Annotated in this window: 20 protein-coding genes; all 20 read right to left on the reverse strand. The window is 54.9% G+C overall.

From position 1 onward, the window contains the following. Complete coding sequence (locus tag EH198_RS11790; RefSeq protein WP_124695735.1) at nt 1-765, reverse strand: 16S rRNA (uracil(1498)-N(3))-methyltransferase; 765 nt, start codon at nt 763-765, stop codon at nt 1-3. 159 nt (nt 766-924) lie between these two features. Then, nucleotides 925-1,605 (reverse strand): site-2 protease family protein, encoded by a 681-nt coding sequence (locus EH198_RS11795; protein ID WP_124695736.1) that lies wholly within the window; start codon nt 1,603-1,605, stop codon nt 925-927. Nucleotides 1,606-1,607: 2 nt separating this feature from the next. Next, nucleotides 1,608-2,750 carry a 50S ribosomal protein L11 methyltransferase gene (gene prmA, locus EH198_RS11800; RefSeq protein ID WP_124695737.1) on the reverse strand — a complete coding sequence of 381 codons (1,143 nt, stop codon included), beginning with the start codon at nt 2,748-2,750 and terminating at the stop codon, nt 1,608-1,610. Nucleotides 2,751-2,899: 149 nt separating this feature from the next. After that, nucleotides 2,900-3,475, reverse strand: coding sequence for a DNA-3-methyladenine glycosylase I (locus EH198_RS11805; RefSeq protein ID WP_124695738.1), 576 nt, complete (start codon nt 3,473-3,475; stop codon nt 2,900-2,902). Nucleotides 3,476-3,665: 190 nt separating this feature from the next. Then, nucleotides 3,666-5,312 (reverse strand): DUF4179 domain-containing protein, encoded by a 1,647-nt coding sequence (locus tag EH198_RS11810; RefSeq protein WP_124695739.1) that lies wholly within the window; start codon nt 5,310-5,312, stop codon nt 3,666-3,668. After that, on the reverse strand, nt 5,272-5,820 hold the full coding sequence (locus EH198_RS11815; protein ID WP_124695740.1) for an RNA polymerase sigma factor: 549 nt from the start codon (nt 5,818-5,820) through the stop codon (nt 5,272-5,274). Before EH198_RS11815 ends, EH198_RS11810 begins: the two co-directional genes overlap by 41 nt. Nucleotides 5,821-5,951: 131 nt before the next feature. Then, complete coding sequence (locus EH198_RS11820) at nt 5,952-6,404, reverse strand: hypothetical protein (RefSeq protein ID WP_124695741.1); 453 nt, start codon at nt 6,402-6,404, stop codon at nt 5,952-5,954. Between the two features lie 164 nt (nt 6,405-6,568). Next, on the reverse strand, nt 6,569-6,748 hold the full coding sequence (locus EH198_RS11825; protein ID WP_124695742.1) for a YfhD family protein: 180 nt from the start codon (nt 6,746-6,748) through the stop codon (nt 6,569-6,571). A gap of 55 nt (nt 6,749-6,803) precedes the next feature. Further along, nucleotides 6,804-7,160: a hypothetical protein gene (locus EH198_RS11830; protein ID WP_124695743.1), complete on the reverse strand. Its 357-nt coding sequence runs from the start codon at nt 7,158-7,160 to the stop codon at nt 6,804-6,806. 346 nt (nt 7,161-7,506) lie between these two features. Continuing rightward, nucleotides 7,507-8,628 carry a molecular chaperone DnaJ gene (gene dnaJ, locus EH198_RS11835; protein ID WP_124695744.1) on the reverse strand — a complete coding sequence of 374 codons (1,122 nt, stop codon included), beginning with the start codon at nt 8,626-8,628 and terminating at the stop codon, nt 7,507-7,509. Nucleotides 8,629-8,745: 117 nt separating this feature from the next. Next, nucleotides 8,746-10,590, reverse strand: a complete 1,845-nt coding sequence (gene dnaK / locus EH198_RS11840) for a molecular chaperone DnaK (protein ID WP_124695745.1) — start codon at nt 10,588-10,590, stop codon at nt 8,746-8,748. A 224-nt stretch (nt 10,591-10,814) separates the two neighbouring features. After that, nucleotides 10,815-11,405, reverse strand: coding sequence for a nucleotide exchange factor GrpE (gene grpE / locus EH198_RS11845; protein WP_124695746.1), 591 nt, complete (start codon nt 11,403-11,405; stop codon nt 10,815-10,817). A 48-nt stretch (nt 11,406-11,453) separates the two neighbouring features. Beyond that, nucleotides 11,454-12,485 carry a heat-inducible transcriptional repressor HrcA gene (hrcA, locus tag EH198_RS11850; protein ID WP_124695747.1) on the reverse strand — a complete coding sequence of 344 codons (1,032 nt, stop codon included), beginning with the start codon at nt 12,483-12,485 and terminating at the stop codon, nt 11,454-11,456. 257 nt (nt 12,486-12,742) lie between these two features. Then, complete coding sequence (locus tag EH198_RS11855) at nt 12,743-13,249, reverse strand: N-acetyltransferase (protein WP_124695748.1); 507 nt, start codon at nt 13,247-13,249, stop codon at nt 12,743-12,745. Between the two features lie 77 nt (nt 13,250-13,326). Beyond that, nucleotides 13,327-14,508, reverse strand: a complete 1,182-nt coding sequence (hemW, locus tag EH198_RS11860; RefSeq protein WP_124695749.1) for a radical SAM family heme chaperone HemW — start codon at nt 14,506-14,508, stop codon at nt 13,327-13,329. Nucleotides 14,509-14,582: 74 nt separating this feature from the next. Then, nucleotides 14,583-16,397 (reverse strand): translation elongation factor 4, encoded by a 1,815-nt coding sequence (gene lepA / locus EH198_RS11865; RefSeq protein ID WP_124695750.1) that lies wholly within the window; start codon nt 16,395-16,397, stop codon nt 14,583-14,585. A 188-nt stretch (nt 16,398-16,585) separates the two neighbouring features. Beyond that, a complete protein-coding gene (locus EH198_RS11870; RefSeq protein ID WP_124695751.1) occupies nt 16,586-17,077 on the reverse strand; it encodes a hypothetical protein in 492 nt (163 codons plus the stop codon). A 57-nt stretch (nt 17,078-17,134) separates the two neighbouring features. Next, entirely contained in the window at nt 17,135-18,415 is a 1,281-nt protein-coding gene (locus EH198_RS11875) for a stage II sporulation protein P (protein WP_124695752.1), read from the reverse strand. 171 nt (nt 18,416-18,586) lie between these two features. After that, complete coding sequence (locus EH198_RS11880) at nt 18,587-19,102, reverse strand: hypothetical protein (RefSeq protein WP_124695753.1); 516 nt, start codon at nt 19,100-19,102, stop codon at nt 18,587-18,589. 155 nt (nt 19,103-19,257) lie between these two features. Further along, nucleotides 19,258-20,259: a GPR endopeptidase gene (gene gpr, locus EH198_RS11885; protein WP_124695754.1), complete on the reverse strand. Its 1,002-nt coding sequence runs from the start codon at nt 20,257-20,259 to the stop codon at nt 19,258-19,260. Nucleotides 20,260-20,382: the final 123 nt, after the last annotated feature.

A 20,382-nucleotide genomic window follows, 5' to 3' on the forward strand; every position in this document is an offset into this window, starting at 1 on the left:
TCAAGCTTCCCCCATTTCTCCGGTTTCATATAAAATGCAGGCGGCGGCCACCATTCCGGCCGTCTCGCAGCGCAGAATGCGCTTGCCCAGGCCGACAGACACCGCGCCCGCCGCTTCGGCCTCCCCGCACTCACCCTCGCTGAAGCCTCCCTCGGGTCCGACAATAACCAATACGGAGGCTTTACTTGCGTCTCCGAGCTGCGCCGCCCACGGCGCAACCGCGGAGCGCAGCTGGAGACCTTCTTCCTTCTCATAGCAGAAATAGACCGCATCATAGCGATCGACCGATTTCAGCAGCTGCTTCCATGTCTGCGGCGCGGCGACTTCCGGCACAATGTTCCGGTGGGCCTGCTCCGCGGCTTCCTTGGCGATCTTACGCCAGCGGTCCAGCCGCTTGCTCTCCTTGCGCTCATCGTACTGAACAATAGTACGCTCCGATAGAAACGGCTGGAATGAGGCCGCCCCGATCTCGGTGCATTTTTGAATGACGATTTCCATCTTGTCGCCCTTAGGCAGACTCTGGGCCACCGTAATTTTGACACGGGCCTCCTGCGTCATCGGCATGTTCTCTATAATGGAGACGGTGACGATTCCTTCGCCGATCGACGCAATTTCGGCCAGAGCCTCGCGGGACACGCCGTCGCTTACAATCAGCTTGTCCCCGGCCTTGCCTCGCATCACCCTGGCGATATGACGGGCATCTTCACCGCCAATGGTTACACTGTCTTCCCCGAAGTTCTCGGGGGATACGAAATATCGCTGCATGCTTATCAACATCCTGTTCTGAATTAAAAAGCATAAACATTCTTATATTTCAGGCGAAAACGGCGGCGTCCCTCGCCTGCCGGGCCCTGCCGCCGTTTCTATTCAAACACATTCCATCATACAACGTTTGTTTCATGATGAACAGTCCTACAGATTTATTTAAGTAAAAAGCTGATAGAAAAAATTAAGAGTATCCGACCGCATAATATAAGCCCACATGCTCAAAGGCGTGATCGTGTACGCCTGAAGCGCGGGAATAAACACAATCAGCAGAAACAGAAACATCGCCCACTGCTCGATCCGCTGAAGTCTTCCCCGAAGGGGACGCGGTGCGAGATCCTCGACAATCCGGTAGCCGTCCAGCGGCGGCAGAGGAATCAAATTAAACAAAAACAGGAAGAAATTCCAGAAAGTAAACACGCTGAAAAACAGCTGTCCCGCCTCCTGACCCTTGCCCGAAGGTATGGCGTCGAAGACGCCGGTCGCAATCAGCAGCGCGTAGATCAGACAGCCGATGATCGCCATCAGCAGATTGCTGATCGGTCCGGCCGCCGACACGATGATGCCCATCAGACGCGGACGGCTGAAATTGTCGCGGTTGACCGGCACCGGCCGCGCCCAGCCGAAGCCCGCAATCAACAGGAGAATAATGCCGAACACATCGAAATGCACCGCCGGATTCAGCGTCATGCGGCCCAGCAGACGGGCCGTAGGATCGCCGAACCGGTTGGCGAAATAAGCGTGGCTGAACTCATGCACTGTAAAGGCAATCAGAATGGTTACCAATAAAAACGGCAGCTGATCCAATGGCATACGAATAATGCTTTGCAAAAAATCCATCTTTACCTCTTTCCGGCTGTAAACGCCACCCAGTCTTCTTCCTTCGTCACTTCCAGGATTTCAAATCCGGAGGCCAGCAGAGCGCGCTCTACCAGCTCTTCTTTATCCTTGTAAATGCCGGAAGTGATATAAATCCCGCCGGGCTGAAGCGCCCGGTACACATCATCCGTGAACAGCACAATAATCTCCGCCAAAATATTAGCAACCACAATCTTGACCGGCAGCGTCACGCCGAGTCCTCCCGGCGTCGCACCCGAACCGGCGGCCTTGCCGGCGTCTTCGTCACGGCGGCTTCCGCCGTCCGCGCCGCTTCGTATCGGCGCATCCTCTCCGGCTGCTTCGTCGGCCGGGCCATCCCCGTCCGGCCGCTGCGCCGGTCTTGCCGAGGGCCACATCGCCCCGGCAGTCGTCTCCGCCGCTCCTTCGCCGCCGAGCAGGGACAGTAGGTCGCTCTCTTTTACCGTTATGACGTCCGAGAGACCGTTCAGATTCACATTTTCCACCGCGCTTTGAACGGCCACGGGGTCTAGATCCAATGCAAGAACGGACCGCGCTCCCAGCAGCATCGCGCCGACGGCCAGGATGCCCGAGCCCGTGCCGACGTCGATCACTTCTTCTCCGCCGGAGATCGCTTTCTCCAGCGCCCGCAGACAGAGGGCGGTTGTCGGATGGGTGCCGGTGCCGAAGGCCATGCCGGGGTCCAGCTCGATGATTTTCTCCTCCGGACTTGCGGGATCGTACTCTTCCCACACCGGCTTGATCGTCAGCCGCTCACTTACCCGAAGCGGCTTGAAATACTGCTTCCAGGCATGTGCCCAGTCCTCCTCGTCAACCGTCTTCCAGCTAATCTCGGCCTTCCCGGGATCGATGCCGAATTCCCGCAGCTCCTCGATGCGGGGCGTAAGTTCCGCGCAAATGCCGTCCATCGGCGATCCTTCCGTGAAATAGCCCTTGATCACCGCTTCCCCTTCGGGGATATCGTTCAGCGGCTCGTCGTAAAGCTCGCCGTAGCGCGTGTCGCGCGCCTTGTTCAGCGTGCCGGATTCTTCAATAGAAACGCCGCCTGCTCCCGCTTCATGAAGCAGCGCGGATATCATCTCCTGCGCTTCTTCGGTTGTATGTATCGTCATTTCATGCCATAGCATTGCTGTCCCGTGCCTCCTACAAGTTTTGCTTCCGCACTTTCCAAACGGAAGTCGTAGTTATTATACCTTACCGCCGTGCCATGCGCCAAACACGAACCCCCACATGCGCTAAATCCGCGGCTGAACGAGCCGGCTTGACAAAGGCCGCGCTAGCTTTTGAGGGCGCCTTCCTTTCGGCAAAAACAGTCCCTCACATGGTCGTCCACCATTCCCGAAGCCTGCATAAACGCATAGCAGATCGTGGAGCCGACGAACTTCATGCCTTTCTTTTTCAGCGCTTTGCTCATGGCGTCCGACTGCGGCGTCGATGCGGGAACGTCCTTAAGGCTCTCCCTGTCGTAAGCGACCGGCGCGCCGCCGGCAAAGCTCCACAAATAACGGCCGAAGCTTCCCTCATCCCGGGAAATTTCGCCGTAAACACGCGCATTATTCATGATGGCCTTGATTTTGAGACGGTTGCGTATAATCCCCGCATTGTTCATCAGCTCCTCGATTTTTGCGTCGTCATACCGGATAATTTTCTCCGGATCGAATCCGTCGAAGGCCTCGCGGTAGTTCTCTCTTTTTTTCAAAATCGTGTACCAGCTCAAGCCCGCCTGCATCCCTTCCAGCATCAGCAGTTCGAACAGCTTAAGGTCATCGTACACCGGCTTTCCCCATTCTTCGTCGTGATAGGCTATATACAGCGGATCGCTGTTTACCCAGCCGCATCGGGTTACATTCATGGCTCATTCTCCTTTTCGCCGCCCGCTTAAACGCTCGTTACACATTCACGCAGACGGCCATATATCCGTTCAATAACTGTATACGAAAAAAAGGGAGGGGCACAAGGCCCGCTCCCAAAAAAACTGAAGCAACACTTCTTCACTTTTGCCGCATCCGGCGATCCTCACCAACCCTATCTATCCCTCTCCATCAAGGCTGCAGCGAAACCCTTGCTTCCCTCTCCGGTTCATCAGTCGAGTAAAAAAACATATAGACGGATGCTTCCGTTCCCTCGAAATTCTTATACATGTCGATCGCTTTGTTATTGCCGTCACCGATGAAGTTCACCGTCACCGGCTTGCCGATCTTCCGGTTTTTCCCCGTGCCGATGTACGTTTGATTGACACCGCCGAAAACGGGGCTTTCGCTCTCTGATTCAACATACAGGTTCCCGTTCTGCTTGTAATACGTCCATTTCACTGGATACCCGGAGATATTCGTAGTCAGCGTTTGCTTTTGCGTACCGATTCCGGTCAGCAGGACCGGAGTATCGCCCCCGCTATGAGACGTAACCTTGTACCTGCAGACCAGAACGATCGGCGTGTCCGGGGTTATGACCAGATCCGCAGGCCGATCAAAACGGAAAGTTTCGGTTCGCGGCTTGCGGCCTTCGCTGGACCATAGTCTCCCTTCCAAAGTTTTGCCTCCAACCAGCAGTTCATATTTTTGATAAGGCATGATCCCCAACTTGCCGGAGTTTTCTATCGCCACACGGATTTGCATGGGAGTGATCACCATTTTCTTCAACTGGGAGTTTTCTTCCAGCGGCGTATTCAGCGTCCGGATAACCGTACCACTCTTCATTTTCTTCTTGCTGAGTTTAAGATCAAAGGTCCACGGGCCGTCCAGCGATTGCTCCAGCTTCGTGTAGAGAAGCCTATAGGACACGGACCCGTCCGTAAGATCGCTGCGGTTAAAATATTGCTGCATCGTGTATTCCCCATGCTCTCCGGGAGTCCCGAACGTTCCGCCGGACAGACTGCGGACCTCGGCCCCGTTCCGGTATACGGCAATGCGCGGATAAGCCCAGTCTTTCGTTTCAGGCCGGTCGAAAACGACGGATGAAGCCAGCAGCACTTTGTCCTCGCCCTGCTCGAAAGCCTGCACCGCTACCGATTTCAGTCCGTCCTGGCTAATTGCGGTTTCCTGGAGCTTCGGCGAACCGGTGTCCAATTCAAGCCCCTTCTCCTGTTGGCTGTACGCCTGCAGGCCGTGCGCGGACAATTCAACCTCCGCCGTACCGCTGGAAGGCGTCCAGTCGGTCTGCAAATAGCCCGTAAACCGGCCGCTCTTGTCATCCCACACTTGGAAGCCTTTTTCCAGATCGACGACTTTCCCCTCTTTATCCTTCAGGCTGACCCCGGCAAAGCTCCAAAGCTCTTCTTTGTTGTGTTTGCCGATGTCAAGACTATACAAAATAACCGTCTGGTTCTCGTCAACAACCGCCGTGTGGAGCGTCAGCGTAACTCCGTCCCGGGTGATGGACTGCCCCAGCTCCTGGCCAAGATTCTGCTCCAAGGCGCTCTGCACGCCGCTGTTCCACCGCAGAAGAGTGTCCCAGTCATAATGAATGGCGGCATAGACGGGGGCGGCGGCAAGCAGCGCTCCGAGGGTTGCGGCAACCGCGATTCTCTTCATCTTCCGCTTTCGGACGAAAGGAACGGAATGGGTCATCATCCTTTCCGGACCGGCCTGATCCGGCTGCTCCATCCGTTCCCACATTGCACCGAAGTCGGGATAAGGCACCTGTTCATCGTCATTTAACCGAAGCCTGAGCTCGTCTTCCAGCCTCTTCATAGTTTCCCCCCTTTTCTGCCTGTCCTTCCTTTTCAAGCATCTTCTTCATTAGCCTCAGTCCTTTATGCAGTCTCGATTTAGCCGTTCCCACCGGAACGGACAGCATTTTCGAAATGTCGGACAGACTGAAATCATGCATATACCTCAGGGTGATGGCCGCCCTGATCTTGATAGGCAAACATTCCAGATAAACGGCCCATTCCCCCGCCGTCTCCCGGTCCTCCACAATCCGGTCCACTGGCTTGTTCGCCTCTCCGGCAAGAAGATGCCGGTTGTCCTCGACCTTCAGCTTCAATTTGCGTCTGCGGCTCAGATGGTTCAGACAATGATTGACGGCGATTTTTAAAATCCATGCCTTTGGGTTCCCGATCTCTTCCCGGCGGCTGCTGAAAGCGGCAATAAAGACGTCCTGGCATAAATCTTCGGCGTCCGCCGCGTTATGCACCATATAATAGCAGGTTCTGTACACATCCCGGTTGTAAGTCTCGAACAGCTCACGGTCATCCAATACAAGGCCCTCCTTTCCTGTCGGTTTCGTCTATATAACAATCGGCGAGGCAAAAAGGTTCATTTTTAGGGTACGCAGCATAAAAAAAGGGGCCGGCTCCAGGCCGTCCCCAAACAAGATATTTTCATTTCTTATACAAACCATTTCAGCAGGTGGTACGGCAAATAATTGCCAATCCCGACCGTCCCCTCCGGGCTGACCTTAACTCCAATTCCTCCGCCGAACTTGGTGTTGTCCGCTTCCAGCTTGCCGGCCTGAATTTTATCCCCGGAAAAGCGAACTTCCAGCTCGCTTCCATCCTCCAGCGTCAACGCGGCTCTGGCCTCGGCGCCGATTTGCAGCTGATAGACAGGCCGCCCGGTATTGTCTTTAACCGCAAACACGCCGGGAACCGAATTAACGATATTCGAATGCGGACTGCCGACGGGTTCATTCTTCAAAATATCGAATACCGGCGCTTCCTCCAGGTCGAGCAGAACGCTGACCTTGAGACCATCCGGGGCCGATTCAAGAATAAAATAGCGGTTCGCAAAAGACAGCGGTATTGAATACTCCTCAAATTGATAGCCTAAAATGAGTGTCATTTTATGTATCCCTCCCAAACATTCTCAATTCGACGCCGGGAGGCGGAACCCTGCCAGGCGGATCCGCCAAAATTCAAAAAGTCCCTGGATCAGAGCCTATACCGAGGGCTGGGCAACCAGGGACAATCCGTTATTTAATTCATACAACGCGGCTAAAATATCTTCTATTCCTCTTCTTCAATAATCTCGTGAAGCTGTCTGCGGTCCGCTGCCTGCGCCCGGTCCAAAGCCTCTATGTCGTCCCGGTCCGCTTCCACCGCGGAAAATTCCACGTCTTCATTCTTGGCTTCGAACAGCTTCTTCATCTTCTCGTTCTTGGACAGCACTTTTGAATTTCTGACCATTCCGCACAACATCCCCTTTTCTTATTCATATAGAACCATTTTCTGGCAGAGACAATCAGATCATGCCGCCGGCTTCCTCGATGATGGACAGAGCCTGATGGAAGGAGGCCTCATCAACCACGACGGTCAGCAGAATATCCCGTCCCGTCGGCCCTCCCGACCCTCCATGGCTCATTCCGCTCGCACTCGGATCGGCGGCGGCCATAACGCCGGCGTCGGGATATCCGGCAGCAGCCGTTCCCAGGCTTGAAATTAAGCCGCTGGCCGGATCGGCATGGGAGGTGAAGCCTCCGCCGTAACGGCTGAAACGGTCGATGGATAAATCGACAACCCGCAGCGACTGCAGCTTGCGTGAGACGCCCTCCGCTTCCTCCGGACTTTTGAAATAAGCGAGTATACTTTTTTCAGACATAAACCTTTCGCACGCTCCTCTTCGAATGCGGATAACTGCCCGCCGGGATTTCAGGCTTAGAGTGTGCAGGTATGCATTAATTTATCCTGTTCGCCGCCCTCTGTGCAAAAAACGGACATCGCGTGCAACCGCGCCATCCGCATTGGGGAATGATCATTCTAATACTTCAATAACAGCTTTTTTCCGTCTCAGGCATTATGGTCTTCATCCTTCGGCTCCTTGCTGCATTTTGCCGGCATTCGCCGCGCACTTACACTCCAATATACAACAAACGGCAGCCGCTCCGGTAAAGGAGGGACTGCCGTTTGTAACAACATGGATCAAATACGGGCTGACTCAGCTTGAACTAATCTCCGCGGAATGCGCGTTTCATGCGGTCAAAAAATGACTGCCCCTGTTCATGCGTATTCTCGCCGTCGAAGGAAGAGAACTGGCGAAGCAGTTCTTTCTGTTCTTCACTCAGCTTGCTTGGCGTCACCACGATGACTCTGACATGCTGGTCACCGATACCATTACCCCGCAGCCGGGGAACGCCTTTGCCCTTAAGTCGGAAGAACGTCCCGGTCTGGGTGCCGGCGGGGATTTTGAGCTTGACCTTCTCGGTCAGGGTCGGGATCTCGATCTCATCTCCAAGCGCCGCCTGGGCGAAGGTCAGCGGGACCTCGCACAGGATGTCGTCGTTCTCACGAACGAAGAAATCATGCGACTTGACACGGATGACAATATATAGATCGCCCGCAGGACCGCCGCGAAGGCCGCCTTCGCCTTCGCCGCTCATGCGCAGCTGCGCGCCGTCGTCCACGCCCGCCGGAATCCGGACATGGATTTTGCGCTGCTTCTTCACACGGCCATTGCCGGAGCAGGTCGGACATTTCTCCTTGATAATCTTGCCCGTGCCTCCGCAATTCGAGCACGGTCTGCGGTTGACCATCCGGCCAAGCGGCGTGTTCTGCACAACCTCCTGCTGCCCGCTGCCATGGCAGACGGAGCAGGTATGCGGCTTCGTGCCGGGCTTTGCGCCGGAGCCAAAGCAGGTATCGCAGGTTTCCGTCCGCGGAATCGTGATGTCGGTTTCTTTGCCGAACACCGCTTCCTTGAATTCAATGGTCATCGTATACTGCAAATCATTCCCGCGCTGGGGAGCGTTCGGATCGCGTCGTCCTCCGCCACCAAAGAACATATCAAAGATGTCGCCCAGGCCGCCTCCGAAATCGCCGCCGCCAAAGCCGCCGCCCATTCCCTGGTTCGGATCAATATGGCCGTACTGGTCATACCGCGCCCGAGCCTGAGGGTCACTCAGAACGTCGTACGCTTCTTTAACTTCCTTGAATTTGGCCTCGGCGTCGCTGGCCTTGTTCACATCCGGATGATACTGACGGGCAAGCTTGCGGTACGCTTTTTTTACCTCGTCTTCCGCAGCGTTCTTGCTTACGCCAAGCACCTCGTAATAATCGCGTTTATCTGCCAATGCCTTCACCTCCGTACAGGAACGTATCCCTATTTCCCTTATACATATTAAAAGGAAAGCCAAAACTCGGGATGCCCCGGTTTTGACCTTCCCCTGACTTTGAGCTATCGTTTAACTTTATCCTTGATTCTTCTCGTCGTCAACCACTTCGTAATCCGCGTCGACCACGTTATCTCTCTTTGCGCCTTCGCCTGCGTCAGCCGCGCCTTCAGCGCCTTGTTGAGCTTGCGCCGCTTGCTCATACAGCTTCACGGACAGCTGCTGCACAACTTCGTTCAGCTCGTCGGTAGCCGCCTTGATCTCTTCCAAATTGTCGGTTTCCAGCGCGGACTTTACTTTGTCCTTGGCCTGGTTCGCCTTTTCAATCTCGGATGCGTCCACTTTATCGCCAAGGTCCTTGATGACCTTATCCGTAGAATAGACAAGCTGGTCGGCATTGTTTTTCGCTTCTACCAGTTCCTTGCGGATGCGGTCCTCTTCGGCGTGAAGCTCCGCGTCCTTCATCATTTGCTCGATATCGGATTCGCTCAGGCCGCCGGAGGATGTAATGGTAATCTTCTGGCTCTTGTTCGTGCCTTTATCCGTTGCCGACACGTTCACGATGCCGTTGGCGTCGATGTCGAAGGTAACTTCGATTTGCGGCACGCCGCGCGGTGCCGGCGGAATCTCGCTCAGCATGAAGCGTCCCAGCGTTTTGTTGCCGTTCGCCATTTGGCGTTCACCTTGCAGAACATGAATTTCAACGCTCGGCTGGCTGTCGGCAAAGGTCGAGAAGATTTGCGATTTGCTGGTTGGGATTGTCGTGTTGCGGTCGATCATCTTCGTGAATACGCCGCCTGCGGTTTCAATACCCAGGGACAGCGGGGTTACGTCCAGCAGAACCACGTCTTTTACGTCGCCGGTCAATACGCCCGCTTGAACCGCTGCGCCAAGAGCAACGACTTCGTCCGGGTTAACGCCTTTATGCGGCTCTTTGCCGGTCAGCTTCTTGATGGCTTCCTGTACGGCCGGAATCCGGGTGGAACCGCCGACAAGAACGATTTTGTCCAGATCAGCTGGAGTCATGCCGGCGTCGTTCAGAGCCTGGCGTGTAGGTCCGAGCGTGCGTTCAACGAGATCGGATGTCAGCTCGTCGAATTTAGCGCGGGTCAGGTTGACCTCCAAATGCTGCGGTACGCCGTCTACAACGGTGATGAACGGCAGGGAGACCGTAGTGGTCAGTACGCCGGACAGCTCTTTCTTCGCTTTTTCGGCTGCGTCCTTCAAACGTTGAACAGCCGCCTTGTCCTTGCTCAGGTCGATGCCCTGTTCTTTTTTGAACTCGGCTACGAGATAGTCGATGACTTTTTGGTCAAAGTCGTCGCCGCCGAGGCGGTTGTCACCGCTCGTCGCCTTAACTTCGAAGAAGCCGTCGCCCAGTTCCAGGATGGAAACGTCGAACGTGCCGCCGCCAAGGTCATAGACGAGGATCGTATGGTCTTCGGATTTTTCCATACCGTACGCCAGGGCTGCCGCCGTAGGCTCGTTCACGATACGCAGAACGTCAAGACCGGCAATTTTTCCTGCATCCTTGGTCGCCTGGCGCTGACCGTCGTTGAAATAGGCCGGAACGGTAATAACCGCCTGCGTAACCGACTGGCCGAGGTAAGCTTCAGCGTCGGATTTCAGCTTTTGCAGAATCATTGCGGAAATTTCCTGCGGCGAATACTCTTTGCCGTCGATGGTTTCTTTATGGTTCGTCCCCATATGGCGTTTGATCGAAATGATCGTGCGGTCCGGGTTCGTGATCGCTTGGCGCTTCGCCGTTTCGCCGACAATGCGCTCCCCGTCTTTCTTAAAGCCTACAACCGAAGGGGTAGTGCGCGCGCCTTCCGGGTTGGGGATGACGACGGCCTCGCCGCCTTCCATTACGGCCACGCATGAGTTCGTGGTTCCAAGGTCGATACCGATAACTTTACTCACAGTAATTTGCCTCCTTAAAAGTTTTACGAATGTGATTCAATCAAGAATAAGCTTCAAGTAAAACTCGCTTCGTAAGCTTTCGCTTAAGTTTTACGATTGAGATACTGCCCGTGACTGATGTGCCCCGGCTGAGAAGCCGCCGCATTATGCGTCCGGAGTTCGGACAGGCGCACGGCAATATCGCCGGAATACAGTTCCGGCGATCCATGCGTCTATATCCAAGACTACATGCTGACTTTAACCATAGCGGGACGAAGCACCTTGTTTTTCAGAAGATAGCCCTTCTGGACTTCCTCCGTAACAATGCCCTCTTCGTACTCGTCGCTCTCCACCTGCATGATGGCCTGATGGAATTCCGGGTTGAACGGCTGTCCCACCGATTCCATTGGTGTAAGTCCCTCAGACTTCAATACCCCATCCAACTGGCGAAAAATCATATTTACGCCTTTGGCGAAAGCATCGCTGTCCGATCCGGCCGGCGCCGTAGCCAGCGCGCGTTCGAAATTGTCCAGCACCGGCAGCAATTCCGTAACCAGCTTGGAGGTGGCGTACTGAGCCAGTTCCTCTTTCTCCTTCAAGGTGCGGCGGCGGAAATTGTCATAGTCGGCCTGCACCCGCAGCACACGACCTTGATAATCGTCCGCAAGCTCCTGCAGACGCTTGATTTCATCGCTGTCGCCGGAAGTCGCCTGTACGGCTTCATCGGCCTCTTCGCTATGGTTATCCGAGACGGCTTCGGCCTGATCGGCCGCGCTCTCCTCGTTGATGGCGTTATCTTCGGTCACACCTGATTCTTGAACCTGTTCCTCTTTCAAGTATGTTCACCTCCTTAAGATTATCACGGTAATCGTTTTGCACTAAACTCACTTATACCAGTGACCCAGCAGCGCTGTCAAATCCCGGGACAAAACGCCCAGAATGCCCATCACTTTCGCATATTCCATTCGGGTCGGCCCCAATATGCCTATGCTTCCCAGCGCTTCACCGTCAACCGCATAAGTTGCTGTAATCAAGCTGCAGTCCGAAAAAGCTTCATGCTTATTCTCGGTGCCGATGCGCACCTGAATGCCCGTTCCGCCGGCGGCCGGCGCCAGCATTTTGAGCAGGGTGGGCGTCTCTTCAAGCAGATCAAGGATATCCTTGACCTTGTCGACATCCCGGAATTCCGGCTGGGTCAGCATGTTCGTCGCGCCGCTGAGATAAATGCGCTGTTCCGGGTCACTTTCGAGCGCCGCATCAAGCACATGCATCAGTTCCTCATAATGGGAAATATGACGCTGCATTTCCTGTCCGAGTTCGGAATAGAGTCTGGTCTTCAATTTGTATAGCGGCACATTGACCAGCTTGCTGTTGAGCAGATTGACAACCTTCTCCATTTCCGAGACCGAAATCTCCGGCGGAATGCTGACTTTCCGGTTCTCAACCTGTCCGGTGCTGGTGACGATAATCGCCACGGCGGTTCGATCATCCAACGGCAGCAGCTGAAAATGGCGCAGTGAAGTATGAAAAACCTCCGGTCCCAAAAGGATGGAAGTATAATTCGTCATCGTCGATAAAATCATGGCCGCATGTTGAATCAACTGCTCCATCGCATTCAGCTTCTCGGCGAAAAAAGCGCGGATCGTTTCCGTTTCGGTCGATCCTTCTGAATTCCACGGCACAAGATGATCCACATAGTAACGGTAGCCTTTATGGGACGGAATCCGGCCTGCCGACGTATGCGGCTGCTCCAAGAATCCCAGGTCCTCCAGGTCGGCCATTTCATTGCGTATCGTCGCGGGACTGTATTTGACATCTCCCCGTTTGGATATGCTGCGCGATCCTACCGGCTCGGCCGAACGGATATAGTCATCCACAATGGCATTCAATATCATTCTCTGGCGTTCGGTTAACATGTCATCCCCTCCTGTCCGCCTGTGGAATTCGTTCGTTAGCACTCATCTACATAGAGTGCTAATCACTAATACAAAAATACCAAACCGAACTTAACATTGTCAAGTCAGTCGGCAATGCAGAGCAGGCCATTTTGTGTACGGATATGCTGCCCCGCGGTCACATTCATGGTTCAAAACCCAAAAAGTCAAACAACCACTCCCCGCCGGGTTGGACAAGCATCCGGCAGGCGAGTGGTCGGTTTATGAAAGCAATTAGATTAGTTCAGCATTTTGAGAACGGCGATTTCGTCGCAGGCATGTTGCTTGGAGCAGTTGACGCAGTCGGTCCATACCTTTTCGGGGAAAATCTCCTTGTTAACGACCTGAAATCCGTTCTTCAAGAAGAAGTTGACGGCATAGGTAAGAGCCATAATCTTCGGAATCTTTTGGCGTCTCGCTTCCTTGGTCAGTTCCTCCACGATCATGGAACCGATGCCTTGGCCCTTGCACTCATCGCGCAGGCCGAGCGAGCGAACCTCGACAAGATCGTTACCAAGACGGCACAATGAACCGCAGCCTACAACCCTACCGTTGATTTCCGCTACGACGAACTGATCTATCTGCCTCTCCAGCACCTTCCGGGAACGGGGCAGCATGATCCCGCGCTGCGCATACTCTTCTATCATTAAATACAGCGGCTCGACATCTTCCAAAGTAGCGCTTCTGCAAATGGCAGCGGTTGTTGGTTCCGGCTCTGCGGGTTTCAGTTTCGGCTTGGCTAGCACTGTGCTTCACTCCTCCATCAATAACTATGAATAAATATACAACACAGTGAATTAGGATTCAATAGTTATTTTAAAAATTAACCTTCTGTCAACGCTCCGACAAATTCTCCGAACACATCATTTCCGAACAAAATCCCCTGACGGCTTAACCGGTAGTTTCCGCCTTCCCGCTCAAGCAGGCCTGCGTTCAGCATCTTTTGCAGCGGCTTGCCGAACACGTCCTCCAGCTGCCGGTCGAACTGCTCCCGGAAAGCCTTATCGTTGATTCCCTCCCGCATCCTCAGTCCCACCATCATGAAATCTTCCATGGCCTCTTCCTTCGACACAGGATAAGCATTCAGCCGGGGCAGGCCGGTCTTTGTCGCTTCGATGTACGGACTCACGCCCTTCACATTCATATGCCGCATACGCCGCGCATATCCGTGCGCTCCGGCGCCGAGCCCGTAGTAATCCTGATTGCGCCAGTAAGTGATATTATGACGGCTCTCCATTCCGGGCTTGGCGAAATTGCTGATTTCATACTGCCTGTAGCCCGCCTCTTCCATGGAAGACATCAACAGCAGGTACATGGCCAGTTCGTCCTCTTCGGCGGGAAGCGGAAGCTGGTTCTTGTTAAAAAGTGTATGGAACAGCGTGTTCTCCTCAACCTTGAGGCTGTAGATGGAATAGTGGGGCAGGCCTAGGTCAAGCGCCCGCTTGATACTTTCGGCCAGCATATCGACCGTCTGGTTCGGCAGACCGAACATCAGGTCGATGGACAGGTTGGACAGCCCAGCTGCGCGGGCATTGTCAAGGCTGCGGTAAACATCATCGGTGTTGTGTATGCGGCCGATCCCGCTTAGCAGCTCATTCTGGAACGCCTGAACTCCAAAGCTGACGCGGTTCACGCCGCCCGCCTTCATAACCGCCAGCTTGTCCGGATCAGTCGTACCGGGATTCGCCTCCATCGAGAACTCGATATCCTCTGCCCAGTTCGGGAAGTAGGTGCGCACCGTCTTCAGAAAATACTCCATTTCATCCGGTTTCAGCACCGTAGGCGTGCCTCCGCCCACAAATATGCTTTGGATGACGCCCGGCGGATTGTCGCGAACGGTGAGTTCCATCTCCCGCTCCAGCGCGCGAAGATAGTCCATTACGGGCTGATCCTTCAGCACATAAGAATTGAAATCGCAATAAAAGCACTTGTTCGTGCAGAAAGGAATATGAATGTATACCGCCTCGGGCGGACGGCTCCCTTGCAAGCCTGAATGGTTAGTCATCAAGCTGTCCTCCTTAGAATGAAAAGGGAAGCCGGAAGGCTTCCCTGAATAAGCTGCGATATTTGCCTGAATGTCTACTCGTCGATCTTGAGCACCGCCATAAACGCTTCCTGCGGCACTTCGACGCTGCCGACCTGCTTCATGCGCTTCTTGCCTTCCTTCTGCTTCTCCAGCAGCTTCCGCTTCCGTGAAATGTCGCCGCCGTAGCATTTCGCAAGAACGTTCTTGCGCATCGCCTTCACCGTCTCGCGGGCAACGACTTTGGTTCCGACGGAAGCCTGAATCGGCACCTCGAACATCTGGCGCGGAATGATGCCGCGCAGCTTCTCGCAAATGATGCGGCCGCGGTTATAGGCGCGGTCGCGGTGCACGATGAACGACAGGGCGTCGACCTGTTCGCCGTTAAGCAGAATGTCCATCTTCACCAGGTTCGACTGGCGGTAACCGGACAGTTCATAATCGAAGGACGCATAGCCCTTCGTCCCCGATTTCAGCTGGTCGAAGAAATCATAGACGATTTCCGACAGCGGAATCTGATAAGTGATCGTCACCCGGTTCGCGTCCAGGTATTCCATGTTCACGAATTCACCGCGCTTGTTCTGGCACAGCTCCATGACCGTCCCGACGAAATCGTTGGGCACGATAACGGCAGCCTTGACGTAAGGCTCCTCGACATAATCGATCTTGCCGATCTCCGGATAGTTCGACGGGTTGTCAATCTGAATCATTTCACCGCTCGTCAGCATAATGCGATAAATAACGCTCGGCGCCGTCGTAATGAGCGGCAGGTTGAACTCCCGCTCGATCCGTTCCTGGATGATCTCCATATGCAGCAGGCCGAGAAATCCGCAGCGGAAGCCGAAGCCGAGCGCGCTGGACGTCTCGGGCTCGAAGCTCAGCGAAGCGTCGTTGAGCTGCAGCTTCTCCAGAGCCTCGCGCAGATCATTGTAATCCGACGTCTCGATCGGATACAGGCCGCAGTATACCATCGGATTGATCTTCCGGTAGCCGGGCAGCGGCTCGGACGTCGGGCGTTTGGCGTCCGTCACGGTATCGCCGACCCGGGTATCGCCCACATGCTTGATGCCGGCCACGATAAAGCCTACATCGCCTACGTTCAGCTCGTTCACGATGCTCATGCGCGGCATAAATGCGCCGACTTCAATAACCTCGAACGTCTTGTCGGTCGCCATCATCTTGATCTTCGAGCCGGCGCGGATGCTGCCGTCAACAACCCGGACATACACGATTACACCTTTGTACGGGTCGTAATGGGAGTCGAAAATCAGCGCCTTCAGCGGCTGATCGGGATCTCCCGTAGGCGCCGGAACCTGCTTGACTACCTGCTCCAGAATCTCCTTGATGCCGATTCCCGCCTTGGCGGAAGCAAGCACCGCCTCGCTAGCGTCCAGGCCGATGACGTCCTCAATCTCCTGCTTGACCCGTTCCGGGTCGGCGCTCGGCAGATCGATCTTATTGACGACCGGCAGAATTTCCAGATTGTTGTCCAGCGCCAGATACACGTTGGCCAGTGTCTGGGCTTCGATTCCCTGGGCCGCGTCCACGACGAGCAGCGCACCTTCGCATGCCGCGAGACTGCGCGAAACTTCATAAGTGAAATCGACATGCCCCGGCGTGTCGATCAGATTGAGCAGATATTCTTGCCCGTCATCGGCACGATACGTGAGGCGAACGGCCTGCAGCTTGATCGTAATGCCCCGCTCGCGCTCAAGATCCATCTGGTCGAGCACCTGTTCCTGCATTTCACGCGAGCTGAGCGCCCCGGTGTATTCCAGAATCCGGTCGGCAAGCGTCGACTTCCCGTGGTCTATATGTGCAATTATCGAGAAATTGCGGATTTGTTCTTGTCTTTTCTTAACGTCAGTCATTCCTTACCCCCACAAACAGCCTGTTGTTAATCATCTTATTATAGCAGTACATGTTCTCACCAGCAATCCGGCTCCTGCATTCGAGCGCATTATATTTTAAAATAGAAGGTTTTGGCTGCGGAAACGGATACCGCCCCCTGAAGGGCGGAGAAGCCGTTCCTTCAGGGGGCGGGAACAAGATAAAGCGTTTATTCGGAGGAGTCAAACAGCGAGACTACCCAGCGGATTCCTTTTTGCGACGCATGCTGGAGCAGGCCCGCCGTCTTGTCCGCCAGTGCGTCCACCGTGGATTTATGCTCTCCGGGAATGAGAATCTGACCCGGCGTAAGCGTAGTGTTGTTTGGGACAGTCTGCTGCGGAAGGCTAGCCGGGGACGAAGGGGTACCTGCAGCAGGCTGTCCCGCAGCCGGAGTCTGGACTTGCGGGGCGGACGAGGGAGCCAGCGTTACGGGGACGTAGATGTATCCCCCTTTCCCGTCGCTCTGCACCTGAAGCCCGGTAACCGCCCCGGACTGGGGCTGGGACACAGGCGCTGCGTTCTGAACGCCGCCGGAAATTACGCTCCAGCCCGGAACGGGCGAGGCGGTGGTTTCGCCGCTCCCGCCGAACTGCATACCCACCAGCACGCCGATGCCGGCCCAAATGCCGACAGCCACCATCTTTTTTCCGAATCGAGACATGGATACCCACCCTTTCTTTCCATTCTTGCAGCGGCCCCCGCAGGGGAGCGCACGATATTATTGGGCAGCCGGTTCCGTGCCCGTTCCGCTATTGGCCGTTCCAGCCTCGGCGTTTGCTTTTTCTGCCCCATGACTGCTCCAATATAAATCCGCGATGGCGTCCGCCAGCACATCGGAGGTTGCCTTCAGTTCGGCTTCGGTGCTGTCTATTCCGCCCACCTCGATCAGGACGCTGTTCGGCGATATCGACTGGTTGTACTCCCCGTTATTGCCTTTGCCCGACGATTTGCCCCAGATGCCGCGGGAAACACCCGGATACCGTTTCTCCAGAAGCTGATGAATTTTATTTGCGAATTCCTCATTCTTTTTCCAGTCCTTGTTTGAACGCCCGAGAATAAAATACACCTGAGCGTAGCTTTTTCCGCCGATAACCGTAGTCGTCTTGTCATGCCGCTGAGAGTCGCGGTGGATGTCGATCAATTCGGTCATTTCCTCATTCTCGGTCATCGCCGCCTTGACGGTCACCCGGGAATATTTATAGGAAAAGTTCCAGTTATAATCGGCGACTTTAGTAGCATAGTCCACTTCCGAGTGGAGGGTGCCGATGCCCCGTTTCTCCAGCCGCTGGGCGATGAAGGACCCCACCCGCATGACATTTTTGGAAGGATCGGCGGAGCTTGGATTGTCGCTCTTCGCGGAGAGCAGCGGATTATACGCTTCGCGCGGATGGGAATGGTAGATCATAATCCGCTTCATGTCCGTGTCCGAAGGTTCCGTATCCTTTGCGGGAGCGGAGGACGGCGCCGGAGCGTCGCTGTTCTCCGGCAGCTGCGACTCTTGCACGCCGCCGCTTCCCCCTGAAGTCGGCGCCGGCGTCGCCAGCTCGTCCGTTCCGGGATGATAGTCGACCGGGGCGCCCTCCACTCCGCCGGAACCTTTGCGGAGCAGCACGGCGTCGTCGGCGGCCATTCCCGGCACCTCGCGGGACAGCAGGCTTTTTGGGTCCCCCGGGTTCACGCTGGTCAGAAGCTGAAAGACAAAGCTTGTGACTTTCCCTCCCGACAGCGCGGACGCTTCCGTGGTCTTGGGCAGATGTGGAACCTCCATCCCGAGAAGCTCCTTGAATAGTCCGCCGGAGAGGGAAGCCGCAAGACCTTTCATCGAAGGAAGCGGCGAATTATCCAGTTTCTCTCCCGCCATGCCTCCGGTTCCCAGCAGGATGAAGAAGACCAGGGAACCGCAGGCGAGCAGCAGCATCGTCCTGCCGAGCGCCAAAGCGTCAAGCGCTTTTGAACGCAAACGGCCGATGTTCCACAGATGAAACCATTTTCTGTTCATTATTGTTATGTCCTCCTCAAGCTCTCTGTAATCTCTTATACTTCAAATCTATGAGAGGAAGAGAGACGGTAGAACGAAAGGAAGACAAAATCTCCCACAATATCCGGTCAAGGCTTATTTTCCAAAAAAAGAGCCGACCCAGTAAGGCCCGCCCAATTGAAACACATTCACCTAATGATTCCCGGATGTTACCCTGATCTTGAATACGCAAGAAGTATCGCCCGTGGAATACAAACCATCCTCCGTCTTCCAAAAAGCCGAAACTCCGTAGTAGTATACGCCGTCTTCGAGAGGTGCTGTAAAAAAATTACCGATCATAGCAATCTGCGTTTGTCCATCCCCGGTGAACCGGACGAGGTTCATTTGAACAGGCTGCTGCTGATACGGAAAAACAACCGAGATTTGTTCCCCGGGGCGGATAAGAGCAGGCGGCGTCTCCTCCATTCCCTGCATCCCCCCTATATAATCGGCGCAGCCCAGCTTTCCCCAGCAGTAGGACCGCTGTTCCGACGGAATTTCGTCTCCGCTGCCTTCGGCGGTAATTATGGGAGTCGGCACTTTGTCATCGGTAACGGATGGATAAGCGGTTTTCCCGGAGTCTGCGGATAACGTCCGTGTTCTGTCGCAGCCATTCAACAATACTGCTATCACAATGAACAATATAGCTGAAGTTAAAACCTTGCTCATGCGTTTCCCTCCTTTTTCTATTAGACGGTTCGTAGAACAAGGCGGTTGCAGGAGAAGCGCGATTTCATTAAAAAAAGGGAACCGGCAGGAGGAAATGTCCCTCGCCGATTCCCACTCGTATATTCATAATCCGCACCTGCTGCGCGCGGTACAGGTCAGTGAGTATAAGCGCCGACGTTGCCGGGATCGACGGCGTCATGCAGCGCCGCATTCAGTCCGGTTGCCACAACGTTGGCGATATCTTCAATAAATTCGTCAATTTCCTTCGGCGTTACAATCAGATCATGGCCGAGCGGCTCAAGAACCTCCTTAACCAGAGCCAGCCGCTCCTGTTCGGAAATGCTGTCCAGCAGCCCCATAATTTCCTTGGTGCGTCCGTCCGCCCCGCCGAAGTGGCTTCTCATCATTTCCAGTACATTGCCCACAATGGTGGAGGCATAGCATACCGTCGGAACGCCGATGGCGATACAAGGGACGCCCAGCACCTCATGCGTCAGCCCGCGCCGCTTGTTGCCGATGCCGGAGCCGGGGTGGATGCCGATATCGGCAATTTGAATCGTCGTGTTGACCCTCTCCAGCGAACGGGAGGCCAGGGCATCGATGGCGATAATGGCATCCGGCTTCGTTCGGTCGACAATCCCCTGGACGATCTCGCTCGATTCGATTCCGGTCAGTCCCAGCACGCCGGGAGCTACCGCGCTGACATTGCGGTAGCCTGGAGATACCTGGTCCGGCATCAGCTCATAAAACTGGCGGGTAATCAGGGCGTTCTCCACTACAAGCGGCCCCAGCGAGTCCGGAGTCACGTTCCAGTTGCCGAGCCCGACAATGAGCACGGAAGAGTTTTTGCCGATTCCGATCCGTGACATAAAGCCTTCGAACTCGCGGGCGAAAGCTTCGGACACTTTTTGCTGAAGTCCCGTATCTCCGCCCCGCAGTCCCGGAATTTCCAGAGTGACATAATTGCCGATCGCGCGCCCGATTCTCTGGGAGCCGGCATCATTGCTCACGGCAAGCCGCGTAATTTTGATCCCGTCCGATTCCTCCACTTCCTCGCTCACCCCGGGAATCGGCATGTTGTTCAAGCCCTGGGCCATTTCCTTGGACTCTACCGCTAAGTCGGTACGCACTGAATAAAGCTGCAGATCCAGTTCCATACGTTATTCGCCTCCTATCCTTTTATTCACTAGTGTGCGGGAGGAGAGGCAGGATTATACAAAAAGGAATAGGGAATTTACACGGTTTCTTGTTGCATTTTGCTGATCTGCATGCTAAACTAT

This window comes from Paenibacillus rhizophilus (genome assembly GCF_003854965.1).
Taxonomy (GTDB): Bacteria; Bacillota; Bacilli; order Paenibacillales; family Paenibacillaceae; genus Paenibacillus_AQ; species Paenibacillus_AQ rhizophilus.